This window comes from Planococcus maritimus (assembly GCF_001592825.1).
GTDB classification, from domain to species: Bacteria; Bacillota; Bacilli; order Bacillales_A; family Planococcaceae; genus Planococcus; species Planococcus maritimus_C.
The window spans coordinates 17,865-32,240 of the sequence record NZ_LTZG01000041.1; the positions used below are offsets into that span (position 1 = coordinate 17,865).

12 protein-coding genes are annotated in these 14,376 nt (G+C 47.7%); 6 read left to right on the plus strand and 6 right to left on the minus strand.

Translation table 11 applies throughout. The annotated features are described in order from the left end of the window. Positions 1-32: 32 nt before the first annotated feature. Positions 33-1,088, minus strand: a complete 1,056-nt coding sequence (rsgA, locus tag AY633_RS13905) for a ribosome small subunit-dependent GTPase A (RefSeq protein ID WP_068488867.1) — start codon at positions 1,086-1,088, stop codon at positions 33-35. 394 nt (positions 1,089-1,482) lie between these two features. On the opposite strand from rsgA, the gene AY633_RS13910 reads away from it, so the two are divergent. Then, a complete protein-coding gene (locus AY633_RS13910) occupies positions 1,483-2,793 on the plus strand; it encodes a DUF2254 domain-containing protein (protein WP_068488868.1) in 1,311 nt (436 codons plus the stop codon). A gap of 44 nt (positions 2,794-2,837) precedes the next feature. Next, on the plus strand, positions 2,838-3,896 hold the full coding sequence (locus AY633_RS13915) for a mechanosensitive ion channel family protein (RefSeq protein ID WP_068488869.1): 1,059 nt from the start codon (positions 2,838-2,840) through the stop codon (positions 3,894-3,896). Positions 3,897-3,946: 50 nt separating this feature from the next. Here AY633_RS13915 and AY633_RS13920 read toward each other — a convergent pair whose 3' ends face one another. The 3 genes from AY633_RS13920 to AY633_RS13930 all read right to left on the minus strand — a co-directional run bounded on the left by AY633_RS13920 (position 3,947) and on the right by AY633_RS13930 (position 6,787). Then, positions 3,947-4,510, minus strand: coding sequence for a hypothetical protein (locus AY633_RS13920; protein ID WP_068488870.1), 564 nt, complete (start codon positions 4,508-4,510; stop codon positions 3,947-3,949). Then, positions 4,503-5,396 carry a cation diffusion facilitator family transporter gene (locus AY633_RS13925; protein ID WP_068488871.1) on the minus strand — a complete coding sequence of 298 codons (894 nt, stop codon included), beginning with the start codon at positions 5,394-5,396 and terminating at the stop codon, positions 4,503-4,505. The genes AY633_RS13920 and AY633_RS13925 overlap by 8 nt, the downstream gene beginning before the upstream one ends. A 74-nt stretch (positions 5,397-5,470) precedes the next feature. Continuing rightward, positions 5,471-6,787, minus strand: coding sequence for a hemolysin family protein (locus AY633_RS13930; protein ID WP_237150321.1), 1,317 nt, complete (start codon positions 6,785-6,787; stop codon positions 5,471-5,473). Between the two features lie 455 nt (positions 6,788-7,242). Between AY633_RS13930 and kynU the strand changes: the two genes are divergently transcribed. Together kynU and AY633_RS13940 are read left to right on the plus strand one after the other, a co-directional pair. Beyond that, positions 7,243-8,511, plus strand: a complete 1,269-nt coding sequence (gene kynU, locus AY633_RS13935; RefSeq protein ID WP_068488872.1) for a kynureninase — start codon at positions 7,243-7,245, stop codon at positions 8,509-8,511. Further along, positions 8,512-9,132, plus strand: coding sequence for a cyclase family protein (locus AY633_RS13940; RefSeq protein ID WP_068488873.1), 621 nt, complete (start codon positions 8,512-8,514; stop codon positions 9,130-9,132). A gap of 47 nt (positions 9,133-9,179) precedes the next feature. Here the strand turns inward: AY633_RS13940 and AY633_RS13945 are convergent, their stop codons facing one another. Both AY633_RS13945 and AY633_RS13950 read right to left on the minus strand, forming a co-directional pair. Further along, positions 9,180-9,566: a phosphatase gene (locus tag AY633_RS13945; RefSeq protein WP_260804583.1), complete on the minus strand. Its 387-nt coding sequence runs from the start codon at positions 9,564-9,566 to the stop codon at positions 9,180-9,182. Between the two features lie 222 nt (positions 9,567-9,788). After that, complete coding sequence (locus AY633_RS13950) at positions 9,789-10,310, minus strand: universal stress protein (RefSeq protein WP_068461235.1); 522 nt, start codon at positions 10,308-10,310, stop codon at positions 9,789-9,791. Between the two features lie 515 nt (positions 10,311-10,825). Here AY633_RS13950 and AY633_RS13955 point away from each other — a divergent pair. Further along, the gene (locus AY633_RS13955; protein ID WP_068488875.1) at positions 10,826-12,565 is read left to right on the plus strand and encodes an ABC transporter ATP-binding protein; all 1,740 of its coding nucleotides are present in this window, start codon (positions 10,826-10,828) and stop codon (positions 12,563-12,565) included. Further along, positions 12,565-14,316, plus strand: coding sequence for an ABC transporter ATP-binding protein (locus AY633_RS13960; RefSeq protein ID WP_068488876.1), 1,752 nt, complete (start codon positions 12,565-12,567; stop codon positions 14,314-14,316). Before AY633_RS13955 ends, AY633_RS13960 begins: the two co-directional genes overlap by 1 nt. Positions 14,317-14,376 lie beyond the last annotated feature (60 nt).

Consider the following 14,376-nt stretch of genomic DNA (forward strand, 5'->3'; position numbering starts at 1 on the left):
AAAGACTGCCGGATTTTTCATCCGGCAGTCTTTTATCTCTTCTTGATGGGGCGGCTGCGGTATTCTTTTGTGCGCTGTTTCCATACTGCACGTTCTGCCTGTTGCTTGGCAGCATCGCTTTTTCGCTCGATATAGTCGAGTTCACGCAGTAATTTCAAATAGCTCGCATAGCGGTCTTCCGGCAATTCGCCGGAAGCGAGTGCCGATTGAATGCGACAGCCGGGTTCTTGCTGGTGGCTGCAATCGCGAAAACGGCATTCGTCAGCAAGGCTCGTGATGTCTTGAAAGCTTGCCTCAAGCCCGTCAGCGGAATCGCCTAGCTGAAATTCGCGCATGCCTGGTGTATCGATCAGTAAGCCGCCGCCTGGCAGCAACACCAGTTCGCGATGCGTTGTCGTGTGCCGCCCTTTGCTGTCGTCTTCCCGGATCTCCTGCACGGCCATTTTATCGCTATGAGTCAAAGCGTTGATCAGCGAAGATTTGCCGACCCCTGATGAGCCGAGCAATGCGCCGGTTTTGCCATTCGTCAAATAGCGGTCAAAAGCTTCCATGCCCGCCCCCGTTACAGCCGACACGGCAAACGCATCGACGCCAAAAGCGGTATCAGCGACTTCTTTCAAGTAAACCAAAGGGTCCTCGCATTGGTCGCTTTTGGTCAGCACGACGACCGGCATGGCGCCTGAATCCCAGGCAGCGACCATATAGCGCTCCAAACGGCGGACGTTAAAATCATGATTGAGGGACATGACCAAAAACACATAGTCGAGATTGACGGCAATGGTCTGCATCTCCGACGTTTCCCCGGCCGCTTTTCGCGTGAAGTGTGAACTTCTTGGCATGAGGTGGTGGATGATGCCTTTGTCTTCTCCAGGCATTTGTTCGAGTGCCACCCAGTCACCGACACAAGGGAATTCATCGCGGTTATGGCTATGGCGGTAAGTTCCGGATAAAGTTGCTGGCCATTCACCGAAATCGGTCATAACGCGGTAACTGCTTTTGTGTTCGAGAATGATGCGGCCCGGTATTTTCTGTTCAGGCAATGTTTGTGCGAATGATTCGTTCCATCCGTATTGGGTAATAATTGACAATGTAACTTCCTCCTATAAAAACGCATAATAAAAAACCATGGCTGCAATAATGCTTGCCATGGTTTCCGCGCGTTAGGAAAAAAGCGTATCGTCAGCGATACACAGAGGGAGGCACCATAGCAAACACTATTAAGTTACGGATTGCACGAACTGAAATAGCCACCATAATACCTCACCTCTTTCCATTAGTTACACCCATCATACCGGTAATTAAATGGCAGGTCAACGTTTTTTTAGAGTATTACGACAATGGAGTGACAAGCGAGCGCTTTCCACCAGCAAGATTATGTGGACAGGCAGAGCTGATGGGCTGCGATGGCGCGTGGCCAGCGTTTGTACCAATTAGAATAAGGGAACAGGGGAATAGGACATTATCTTATCAAGGGGGGAAGTCATGAAAAAAATTTTCTATAATTGGCGGGAAAAACTATGGGTGACGCCTGCTATCTATAGCTTCCTTGCCATCTTATTATCCATCGCCTTTTTTTACGTAGATTTATTGCTTGTCCAGCAATACCAAGAATTCATTCCGGATATTTTGTTAACGAATGTGCAATTGGCCCAGACAATCATGGGAGCGCTCGCAGGTGCGTTATTAACGATGACAACCTTTACGTTCTCTACCATACTCGTCGTCTTGACGATGTATTCCTCTCAGTTCTCACCGCGAACCTTGAAAAATTTCGTCCATGACCGGCTGACTTGGCGCGTATTGGGTGTGTTTTTGGGCGGGTTCATCTACAATACGCTGTCATTGATGTTCATGCGAGACGCGCTCTATACACATGATGTCATCTCGACTTTCGTCGGCATTGTCATTGCGTTTTTCTGTCTGTCGACGTTCGCTTATTTTATTCACCATATTGCGACGAATGTGCAAGTCGAGAAGTTGATTCAAGAGCTCGAGGAAGATGCTGAACGAATTATCGACAGTTATGGTGAAAAGCAGAAGCAAGAAATGGAAATTGAATCAGAATGGAATCCAGACGGTTTTGTCGAGACAATCACGGCTGAAAATGACGGCTATATTCAATTTCTGTATTTTGACAAGCTGACAGACTATGCCGTAGAACACAATCTGGAAGTAGAAATTTTTCATGGCATCGGTTCCTATGTTCATGAACAGACGGCTTTATTCCGTGTTTATCAACGTGAGCAGGACGAAATTGATCTGCACCGATTTATCACGATCGGCACCGAACGGACGACCGATCAGGACCTGGACTTTGCCATTCAAAAAATGGTGGAAGTTGCGCTCAGGGCCATTTCGCCAGGCATCAATGACCCGAACACAGCGAACGGCATCATCATCCGTATCGGGCGGTTGCTGGGGAAAGTCAGCCATCTGGAAACAGGGACCATTACCATCACGGACGATCAGCAAAAAGATCGCATACGGTATCCCTTCTTTACTTTCGATCAGTTTCTGTATCTGACCTTCCATCAGCTGATCCATTACGGCAAAGAAGATGTTTCGGTGGTGGCAGCTATCTTCGAAGCGTTGACAAACACGGCACAAATATCGAAATCAGCGCGCCATGAAGCCATTTGGGAAACGCAACTGCATGTCCTGGAACATTTAGAGGGCTCACCATTTAAACGTTTGGATCGGCGTTTTATCCAAGGGAAATTGGACATACTGGCACAAGTGATGGACCGTCGTCCTGTTCTGCTAAGTGATTACCTGCTCGATCAGGAAGCATAAACAGAACTCATGCCTTTTGAATGCTACAGGAAAAGGAGGGAATTATGAAAGATTGGCGATGGCTTGAAGGGATTGACGTGTTGAAAGACTTGTCTGTAGCCGAAATTTTTCTGTTTTTTTTGTATTTAGTGTGTATAGTAATCGGGAAATGGCTAGCCCAATTTGTTTTAAAACGAGTGATCAGCCATAAGAGCTACCAAGAGAGAGTTTATCCTATTGTTGAAGATGTATTAAATTGGTTGGCCTTTTACGCTGGCATTTTATTGTTCTTGTTCTATTTTTTGGAAGAAGAGTGGCTGAAGACGCCTTTTTATGAAACGGAAGGGGTAGACGTCTCTATTCTCTTAATTGTAGTCGCGATCATGATCGTTACTTTTTCTAGCCGTGTCGTCAAAGCATTCAATCGGTTTGTCATGCCTTATGTTTACGGGCAGTTCGATGTAGAGCTTGGCACGAGCTATACGATTAATCGGCTCATTTACTACACCGTCATGTTCTTAGCGATTGCCATCAGTTTTACACTTGTCGGCCTGGATTTACGGGCGGTCGGCGTGGTCTTCAGTGTGCTCGGCATCGGTATCGGTTTTGGTGTCCGCAATATTGCCGCGAACTTCGTGTCGGGCATTATCATTTTATTCGAACGGCCAATGGAAGTCGGCGAAATGGTCGAGATCGACAAAAAAATTGGGCGCATCACTAAAATCAAATTGCGTTCGACTGTCGTCGAAACGCTAAAAGACGGCACGCTTGTCGTACCAAATCAGTATTTCATCGAGCAGATTGTTAAGAACCGTTCGGGAGCGAAACTGTTCGCCCGTGTCACCGTCAGCGTCGAGTATGGCTTTGATACGGAATTGATCGAAGAGTTGCTGCTGCGAGCGGCGGAACGCGGGATTATCAAAGTCGACGGTGTGCCAGATGAAAAACCTGAGGCCCAGTTTATCGACTTCCACAATTCCTCGATGGATTTTCAAGTGGAAGCCCGTGTACTGGATGTGGAAATGAAAGACCTGTTGGAAAGCCGAATTCGCCACGCCATCGCTGCCTTATTTGTGGAACATGGCATCCGCCTCGCATCACTGCCTAGTGAGCGGACGGAATAGAAGTACGAAAAAACGCCTGATCGCAAAAGATCAGGCGTTTTTTCTCTGTATCAAGGGGATTGGATTCGTGTGTATCCCCCGCCAGCTGTTTCCACGCGACGGGCCAAGGAGCTGTGCATTTCAAAAATCCGTCCGCCGGAGAATTCGAGCACGCTGCCGTCGTGGAAATAATAAGCGACAGACTCAATGGCACTGGCCCCATCTTGTTGGTGAAGGCGCTCTTCAACGCGTTCGAATTCATCCCATGTGTAAGTGGAGGAGACTAAAGACAGAGGCGGGTTGTACGTGAAACGCTCGCTCGTCATATAATAATAATCCCCGAGCGACAAAGCGATCGCCACAAATCCAATTGCTGCCGCAGCCCCAGCTAACAGCCAGGCAGTCAAAGGTTTTTCGATTAACGCTGCGATGAATAACGCAGCAGCCAGCAAGACCATGCCGCCTCCGCCAAGCACGAGCGACCAAAAGGAAGTGCCGACAAGTTCCGCCTCCGGTGTAATGAAAGCGACTTTTGCAGGGTAAAACACGGCTGCTGGGACAAATACAGCAGATAGCAGCAGAATGATGCCAAGCGTAATCAAAACAATTTTTTGCTGATCGTAAAAATCACCCATCGTCTTCGTCCTCCTCCATAGAGTAATCCGGTTCTATATGTACGAGGACGACACAATTAGGTTTCACTTTCTGGATTTTCCGCTCGATTTCTTCGGTGATCCAGTGGCTTTCAATGACATTCAAATAGGGAGCGACGCTGACAGTCAAATCGATGAACATGACATTGCCATGAGTGCGCCCTTTAAAGTCACGCAAGTCCAACACGCCAGGCACACGCCGAATGACGACGGAGAGTGATTCAACGGCCTCTTCGTCAAATGCATCAGTCAAAGTCAAAACCGATTCACGGAAAATGTCCAAAGCTGTTTTGATAATGATCAGCCCGACAAGAAAGGCTGTGATAGAATCGATCAGTGGCGCGCCAAAAATGGCCGCGATGATGCCGATTCCGGCCCCGATGCTGACAAGTGCATCGGAACGATTGTCGTAAGCAGCTGCCCGGACTGCAGCACTTTTGATTTCGTTGCTCAACTTCAAATTATAGCGGTAGACGCCATACATGATGGCTGCCGACAAAAACGCGACGACAGCGGTCAGTGGAGACGGCGGGATGAGAGAGGGATTGAACACCGTTTTCACTGAATTTAACAGCACTTGCAGCCCGATAACTGCCATGATGAACGAAGCCAAGAGAGAAGCGATGGTTTCGGCCTTTAAATGGCCATAATGGTGATTATCGTCGGGTGGTTTTTGGGAAATTCGCAAGCCGATTAGCACAGCGACAGAAGCGACGATGTCAGTGACATTGTTTAGTCCGTCCGCTTTCAGCGCTTCGGATCCGCCCCAAAATCCGGCGCCAAGTTTGATGGCGCTTAAAAACAAATAAGCCCCGATGCTGAGCCAAGCGCCTTTTTCTCCTTTGCGAAGGTTATCGTATAATTCCATTGCCATTCATCTCCAGATTGGATTGTGGGGAAACGGAAACGACCCTCCAAAAGAGGGCCGTATCGCATAAACTATTATACAGGAAGATCTTCATCAGGTGCTTTTTGAGCTTCTAAATAAAGAATATGGTGGCCATCGACTTCCCGGATGCGGAATTCGTATCCTTGTTCAATGATTTTCTGGCCTTCAACTGCGTCGAAATCCATATCCATAAACCAGCCACCGATTGTATCGATGTCTTCTTCGTCGATATTGATTCCAAGGATGGCGTTTACGGTGTTGAGCAATAGTTTGGCATTGAAAATATAATGGTTGTCGCCAAGCTTTTGGACATCGGGGGCTTCGTCGACGTCAAACTCATCCTGGATGTCGCCGACGATTTCTTCGAGTATGTCTTCGATGGTGACAAGACCGGAAGTGCCGCCGTATTCATCACGCAAGATAGCCATGTGGATGCGCTCGCGCTGAATTTTCAATAATAATTCATTGACCGGCACCGTTTCAATGACTTGAATCACTGGCTGAATAAAAGCGGAAACGGGCAAATTCCCGGTATCGGGGTTTTTCACGTAAGCGCTCAGCAAATGCTTCATGTTAACGACACCGAGGACATGGTCTTTGTCGCCGTCCGTAATCGGGTAGCGGGTAAATTGCTCGATGCCTTCTAATGTAAACACTTCGCGTAAACTCACATCGTGGGCGATGGTGCTCATCTCCATCCGCGGCACCATGATTTCTTTGGCGATGCGTTCATCGAATTCAAAGATGCGATTGACGTAGTCGTATTCAGACGCATTGATCTCTCCGCTCTTCAAGCTTTCAGACAGTAACAATTTCAATTCTTCTTCGGTATGGCCCATTTCGCTGCGTGATAATTTTTGAATGCCGAACAATCCCGAAATCAGGCGGGCTATGGCACTGAAGAGAAAAATAAAAGGGAACAATAGCCAGTAGGTAGCAGCGAGCGGTGCAGCGAACATTAAAATAGCACGCTCCGGGTTGCGAATGGCAAAGGTCTTCGGAAACAGCTCTCCGAACACAACCAATAGCAAAGCCACAGCTAGAAATGCCGTCAAAAAGCTAATCCATCCAGCGCTTGTTGAAGCACCGGGGAAGTTGGCGGCAACGGGCACGAACATTTCCTGTATAAGCGCATGGCCGAGCCAGCCAAGCCCGAGTACCGATAAAGCCATGCCGACTTGACAGGTAAACAGATAGGTATCGGCATGTGTGGCAATTTTTATGGCGGCTTGCGCTTGTTTTTTGTGTTCAGCAATCGTTTCATCGAGACGGGATTTGCGAACATTGACAATGGCGTATTCACAAGCGGAAAAGAAAGCGGCAGAACTGATCAAAGCGGCGATTGCCGCTATTCGTATGGGAATGTCCAAATGGCTCCTTTACGCCGTTCCGCCTAGGGAAGGGCGCAAAGTTTGCACCTCCTGAAAATGAAAGATGAAATAATTGTGGCAATTTTGAATAGAAATTGCCTATTGGATTTACGGCTTGGTTCTACGTCTTGAATTTGCAGTTCTAACTTCACCTAAGTATATCATTAAAAAGACTAATTATTCAGTGAAAAAGAAATTGAATATGAAGTGATCACAAGCGATAGTCAACGAGCTGCTCGTGCATACTCGTGAAACGGGATATTTACATATTGCCTATGCACCGCTAAAAGAAAGTCCGGTTATTTTGTGAGGGAAGGTGGATGTCATTTTTCCGTTAGGATATCCTTAGCCCGCCCGGCTTCTCCATTGCGACTGGTACCTTCGGAATGGTAATCTAGTTGAAACAAGCTCTGGTAAAAAGCACCTTGATTGGGTGCTGGCTATGTTCTATAGAAATGGAGAGATGCGATTTGGATACGGCAATTCGAAAAGACCAACAAGATCCATTGGTTAAATTCAAGGAACAATTTTTTGTAGAACCAGGAACGATTTATATGGATGGGAACTCACTCGGCCTGATGTCAAAACGAGCTGAAGCGAAGCTGGTGGAGCTGATGGAAAGCTGGAAACAGTTTGGAATTGAAGGCTGGACAGAAGGCGAGAACCCGTGGTTCACGCTTGCGGAATCGATGAGTGAACAAGCGGCGCCATTATTCGGCGCGAAAGCACATGAAGTCATGGTGACCGGATCGATCACGTCAAATATCCATCAGATGTTGTCAACGGTCTATGCACCAACAGATGAGCGTTTCGTCATTTTGGTCGACGAGTTGAATTTTCCGTCTGATATTTATGCCGTAGAAAGCCACCTGCGCCTCCGTGGACAAGATCCTGCAGTGGCAATGCGCAAAGTAAAAAGCCGCAATGGCTATACGCTCGAAATGGAAGATATCGTGGCGGAGCTACAAGACGATGTCGCCGTGTCGTTATTGCCATCTGTCCTGTACCGAAGCGGGCAATTGCTGCCGCTCCGCGAAATCACCCAAGCGGCGCATCAAAAAGGCATTATCGCCGGATTCGACTTGGCCCACTCGGCGGGTGCGATGCCGCATGAGCTGCACGCGGACGGCGTGGATTTTGCTGTCTGGTGCCATTACAAATACATGAATTCCGGCCCGGGCGGTACTGGAGGCTTGTATTTACACGAACGTCATCACGATTTGAATCCTGGCATTGCCGGATGGTTTGGTTCCGACAAGGCCAAGCAATTCGATATGGATCATAGCTTCACGAAAGCGCAAGGTGCGGGTGCTTACCAAGTTGGCACGCCGAATATTTTCAGCATGGCCCCATTGATCGGCAGCTTGGAACTATTCGAGGAAGCAGGAATCGATCAAATCCGGACTAAATCATTAGAATTGACGGCGATGCTGCGTGAAAGGCTTGCGGAGTTAGTACCTTCTTTGATAGACGTCACGCCTCAAGCAGATGATGACAGAGGCGGCCACATAGCGCTTGCACACAAAGAAGCGGCACGCATTTGCAAAGCTTTGAAAAAAGCAGGGATCGTTCCGGATTTCCGCGCGCCGGATATCATCCGCCTGGCACCGGTCGCTTTTTACACGAGCTTTGAGGATGTGGAAAAAGTGGCGCTTGCCTTGCAGGAAATTATTGATCATGAACTTTATAAAGAGTTCAGCAACGAACGAAATGTGGTGGCGTGAATGAAGTCCATCATTGATATTTCCATGACGCTTGACGCCGCCACTCCGGAATGGCCAGGAGATACACCATTTGCTTATCGCTTATCGGTAACAAAAGAACAGAGCGGTTCGGTAAATATTGGGGAACTCCAATCGAGCACACATATCGGTACGCACATCGATGCGCCATTTCATTACGATGAACAGGGCTTGAAAACCGACGAACTGCCGCTCGATGTCTACTTGACGACAGCGCAAGTGATGGAAGTGACAGGGCATGAGCACGTGAAGCTGAGTGATTTGGATGAGCTTAGACAAGGCGTCAGCGCCGTTCTGTTAAAAACGGCCTCCTGGCAAAATCGCAGCAAATTCCCTGGCGCTTGGCCAACTTTTGACCCGGAAATCGCGGAATGGATGAAAGACCACAATATCCGACTGCTCGGCGTCGATGTGCCATCAGTCGATCCAGAGACGAGCAAAGAACTGCCGATGCACCACGCCATGAATCGTAATGAGCGATTCATTTTGGAAGGCATCGTTTTAGATGGTGTCGCAGCTGGAGTTTACAAGTTGGCGGCATTGCCCCTGAAGATCCGCGGCGGGGAAGGCAGCCCGGTTCGCGCAGTGCTTTATACAGAATAGAAAAAGACGCCATTCAATTTGAATGGCGTCTTTTTTTCGTATCTTGTTCATTGTGTAGGCTGTGACCTGAGAATTGGTTCCATTTGTTTAATATTCATCGCGATGGCATCGCAGACTTCTTGGTATAAAGCCCATTTTTCGTCTTTGTCTGTACTGCGGATTTCCGGATTCGGGATATCCCAACGGACCAATTTTTGCATGGGCAAATCACCTGGGATATCAGCCTGCTCGAATTCTGCATCGTGCAAAGCGATAATTAAATCCGCTTGTTGGACTTCTTCTGCATTGTATAGACGTTGTTCGACTGGCGGAATTTCCATGATGATTTCTTTCAGCACTTCAATCGGAATGTCATTGAAAGATGGTTGATTCCATGCCGCACTTCTGATGTCCCAGTCCTGCAACATTAAACGGCTCGCCCAAATTTCAGCCATCAGCCCGCGATGTTGATGTGATGATAGAAAATATACAGTATGTCTCGGCATGGCTGATCCCTTCTTTCTTGGTTATTTCCCAGCTGGTTCATTTAGTATTCTTTACCCATATGGGAAAGCGGACAAACAGATAAAAATATGATATTCATTTAATTATGTCAAAAATATGTCATAAAAATAAACATCCCCCTTAGAGAGGGGGATGTCCGCGCTTAAGGAGGATTATTTCACTACAAGAACGGTGCAATTGGAATCTTTGATCAGCTTACTGCTAATGGAACCGACGAAAAATTTCTGCAACCCGGATTTTCCGCTATTGCCAACAATCAATAAATCAATATTCTGTTCGTCGATAAATCCAGTAATTGTTTTGATGACCGGACCTTCAAGTGCGAGTACCGATGCTTCTGCATTTTTAGCGTCGAGCTGCTGCTGGATGGAGTTGTGCATATGCTTCGAGTATTCCGACGCACGGGCTGTGTCGACTTCTCGCGGGGGCCGGTAGCCATCGTCGCCAATTCCCTGCGGCATGAACTGTGCATAGGAACTGTCGACATTTGCAGAAGTGACCGGCGCGGAAGCATGTCCAACGTCCATATAGCCCGTGCGTTCCTGCGCTTCTTCGTTGACATAAAGAGCTGTCAATTTAGATTCCGGAAGAATCTTGGAAAGTTCTATGCCTTTCTCTAGCGCTAGCCGGCTGCCTTCCGATCCATCGTATGCGATTGCAATGTTCTTATACATTTCTTTCACCGCCTCAATTTGCTGTTATTCTCTTGTTCCCCCAAATATGAACATTGCAAACCTTTCAGTCACAGGTGCGAACGCCAGTCAAGAGGTACGACTTTTGACTGAATTGGCCTTTTAGTTCAAAATAGCTTGACAATTCAAAAAAACGAGTGGTACTCTTGAACTAACAAATATATGGAAAAGGAGGTTTGGGCAATGAAAAAATCACAAAAGGCGTTAAACACCAATTGCATAGCATTGCCAGGCTCTCCAACGATTTTTCATTGATATTTACTTCGTGACTAGAAATATTCGGGTTGGGTCTGTGCACCCAGTCCTATTTTCAAGAGCGCATGCCTGAAAACGGGTATGCGCTCTTTTTGTGTGGTTTAACCAGCTAGGCTGCTTAAATAAATAAGTAAAACCGAGGGAGAGAAGCATTATGGGAAATTCTCATGTTAAAAAAGCACTAATCAAGGAATCGCTTGAAGGCGATTAGCCAAATTGAAAATGGAAAGAAGGCGTAATGAATGTTTGATGTTTTATGGAAATTAAAATGGTTTTTTAAAGAAAATTGGCTGCGCTATACACTAGCAGTCGTGCTATTATTCGTAGCAAATATTCTCGAAATTGTCCCCCCGTGGCTCATCGGGGTAGCGATCGACGCCATTGCTCAGCAAGAACTGACCAGTGAATTGCTGTGGCAGTATGTCATTGTGTTACTTGTGGCGATGGTGTTGGCGTATGTCATCAATTTCGTCTGGCAATATCAATTATTCGGAGGAGCTTATGTCATTGAGCGGCAATTGCGATCGAGCTTGATGGGACAATTTCTCAAGATGACTCCGACATTTTATGAAAAGAACCGGACGGGGGATTTAATGGCCCGTTCGACCAATGATTTAAAGGCGATTTCCGAGACAGCAGGATTCGGCATTTTAACGCTTGTCGATTCGACTTTATACATGGCAACGATCGTAATGGCAATGGGCGTACTGGTTTCTTGGGAGCTGACTTTCCTGGCGATTTTGCCACTACCGGTGCTTGCGATTGTCGTTCAATTGCTCGGCAAGAAAATCCACGAGCGCTATACGTTAGCACAAGACGCGTTCGGTGATATGAACGATAGTGTCCTGGAATCGGTCGGAGGTGTCCGTGTCGTTAGAGCGTATGTACAGGAACGTTCGTCTGAAAAGGAATTTCAGGACATGACGCAAGATGTCTACGACAAAAATATGGCAGTCGAGCGCATCGATGCCTTGTTCGCGCCGGTTACGAAAGTGCTGACGGGCATCAGTTATGTTATCGGCCTCGGCTATGGTGCCTTTCTGGTTTCTGAAGGAACGATGACGTTGGGCGATTTGGTCGCATTCAATGTCTATCTCGGCATGATCGTCTGGCCAATGTTTGCCATCGGGGAATTGATCAACATCCTGCAGCGCGGCAATGCATCGATTGACCGTGTCAATGAAACCTTGGATTACAAAGAAGATGTCGTCGACCCGAAAACGACAAGAAACATGGGGCACCCGGAACGCATCGGATTCCGCGACTTCGGCTTTACGTATCCACAATCGACAGCGATTAATTTGCAAGGCATCAACTTGTCGATGAACAGCGGGCAGACACTCGGCATCGTTGGCAAGACCGGAAGCGGCAAGACGACTTTTGTTAAGCAATTGCTGAAGGAATACCCGACAGGAGAAGGCTCTTTGACGATGAACGGCATCGAAATCAATGAGTTGAGCAAAGCGCAACTGCGCGATTGGGTCGGCTATGTGCCTCAAGACCATGTGTTGTTTTCACGCACCATCTTAGAGAACATCTTGTTTGGCAAAGCAGATGCGACACAAGAGGAAGTTGCCGAAGCCATCAAGCTGTCTTATTTTGAAAAAGATTTGGCGATGCTGCCGAATGGCTTGGAAACCTTGGTTGGTGAAAAAGGTGTCGCATTGTCTGGCGGCCAAAAGCAGCGCATTTCAATTGCCCGGGCAATTATCAAGAATCCGGAAATCCTTATTTTGGACGATTCCTTATCAGCAGTCGATGCCAAAACGGAAGCCAAAATTATCGAGAATATCCAACGCGAGCGTTCGGGCAAGACAACGATTATTACTACGCACCGCTTGTCTGCAGTTAAACACGCGGATTGGATTGTCGTGCTCGATGACGGACGTATCATTGAAGAAGGCACGCACGAGAAGTTAATCGCAAAACAAGGCTGGTATCACGAGCAATTCCTCCGCCAGCAAATCGGGGAGGTGCAATGATGGGAACAGGAAAACGTTTAACGAACTATGCATGGCAATTTAAGAGCGTTATCATCTGGGGCTTGGTGTTTCTGGCGATTGCGGTAGCCGCCGATCTGGCAGCGCCTTTAATCGCCATGGAAATTATCGATGAACACATCTCAGGTGCTGGAGCCATTGAATTTGGCCCGATTGCACAGCTATTGGCCTTGTTCTTCGGCTTATCGATCGTTACGGCCGTGTTTCGCTACTTGCAGTATATTCTATTGCAAAAAGGTGCGAACCGCGTTATCCGTAAAATGAGAACCGATGTTTTCGAACACGTCCAACGCTTGCCAATCAGCTATTTCGATAACCTGCCGGCAGGAAAAGTGGTCGCACGCATCACCAATGACACCGAAGCGATCCGCGAGTTGTTCGTTACGGTGCTTGCACAATTTGCGACCAGCTTCATGTATATGGCCGGCATCTATGCTGCTCTTTTCTATCTGGACTGGCGAATGGCAGCAATCGCCTTCATATTGGTGCCGCTGTTGTATGGCTGGATGCTTATTTACCGTAAATACGCATCGAATTTTAACCATATCGTCCGTGAAAAGGTCAGTGAGATGAATGCCATGATCAATGAATCGATCCAAGGCATGAGCATCATTCAGGCGTTTCGCCGCGAGAAACAGATGAAAGGCGAATTTGAGGAGCTGAACCAAAAGCATTTCAAATTCCAGCAGAAATTATTGGTGCTAGAAGCAGCTGCGTCACATAATATGGTCGGCGTCTTGCGTTCGATAATCTTTGTCTTGTTCATCTGGTACTTCGGCGGTGCATCGATGACCGGCAATACAGTGGTTACAGTCGGGGTGCTGTACGCATTTGTCGATTACATTATCCGCTTGTTCAATCCGATCAGCGGCATCGTCAACCAATTCAGCCGTCTGGAACAATCACTCGTGGCAGCGGAACGCGTCTTTCGCTTGCTCGATCGCCCGGGTGAAGCGGTCAGCGACGAGCGGGTGGAGCGCTACGAAGGCAATGTCCGTTTTGAACATGTCTGGTTTGCTTATAAAGATGATGAGTATGTGTTGAAGGATTTGTCTTTCGAAGCAAAACAGGGGGAGACGGTTGCGCTTGTCGGCCATACGGGATCCGGGAAAAGTTCGATCATGAACTTGCTATTCCGTTTTTACGATGCGACGAAAGGACAGATTTTAATCGATGGCCAGAACGTCAAGAATCTGCCAAGGCAGGCAGTTCGTGAACATATGGGCATTGTTTTGCAAGATCCGTATTTGTTTACCGGAACAATCGAATCCAATATTACGCTTGGGGACGAACGTGTCAGCCGCGAAAAAGCAGAAGCGGCACTCGCAGCGGTCGGCGGCGAACGTGTCACGAAACATTTGCCGAACGGCATCGATGAACCGGTCGTGGAAAAAGGCAGCACGCTTTCTTCTGGACAGCGCCAGCTTGTGTCATTTGCTCGGGCACTGGCATTCGATCCGGCGATTTTAATCTTGGACGAAGCGACATCGAACATCGACACTGAAACAGAAGAAATCATTCAGCATGCGATGGATGTCTTGAAAAAAGGGCGGACGACCTTCATCATCGCCCACCGCTTGTCGACCATTAAGAATGCAGACCGCATCTTAGTGCTCGACCACGGGGAAATCGCGGAATCCGGCACGCATGATGAATTGATGGAACACGGCGGCATTTACCGCCAAATGTATCGCATCCAATCAGGGATGGCCACTACCCAGAACATCGGGTAAGGGGCCGCCCCTTTTTTTGTTTGGATGAAGCAATTCGCTATGGTTGTGAAACCGGCGGCT

Bases quoted from the DNA above. Each gene is read 5' to 3' on its own strand.
- AY633_RS13940 (WP_068488873.1), top strand. From the start codon at position 8,512: ATGAAGTCCATCATTGATATTTCCATGACGCTTGACGCCGCCACTCCG.
- AY633_RS13915 (WP_068488869.1), top strand. From the start codon at position 2,838: ATGAAAGATTGGCGATGGCTTGAAGGGATTGACGTGTTGAAAGACTTG.
- AY633_RS13920 (WP_068488870.1), bottom strand. From the start codon at position 4,510: ATGGGTGATTTTTACGATCAGCAAAAAATTGTTTTGATTACGCTTGGC.
- AY633_RS13925 (WP_068488871.1), bottom strand. From the start codon at position 5,396: ATGGAATTATACGATAACCTTCGCAAAGGAGAAAAAGGCGCTTGGCTC.
- AY633_RS13955 (WP_068488875.1), top strand. From the start codon at position 10,826: ATGTTTGATGTTTTATGGAAATTAAAATGGTTTTTTAAAGAAAATTGG.
- AY633_RS13945 (WP_260804583.1), bottom strand. From the start codon at position 9,566: ATGGCTGAAATTTGGGCGAGCCGTTTAATGTTGCAGGACTGGGACATC.
- AY633_RS13950 (WP_068461235.1), bottom strand. From the start codon at position 10,310: ATGTATAAGAACATTGCAATCGCATACGATGGATCGGAAGGCAGCCGG.
- AY633_RS13910 (WP_068488868.1), top strand. From the start codon at position 1,483: ATGAAAAAAATTTTCTATAATTGGCGGGAAAAACTATGGGTGACGCCT.
- kynU (WP_068488872.1), top strand. From the start codon at position 7,243: ATGGAGAGATGCGATTTGGATACGGCAATTCGAAAAGACCAACAAGAT.
- AY633_RS13960 (WP_068488876.1), top strand. From the start codon at position 12,565: ATGGGAACAGGAAAACGTTTAACGAACTATGCATGGCAATTTAAGAGC.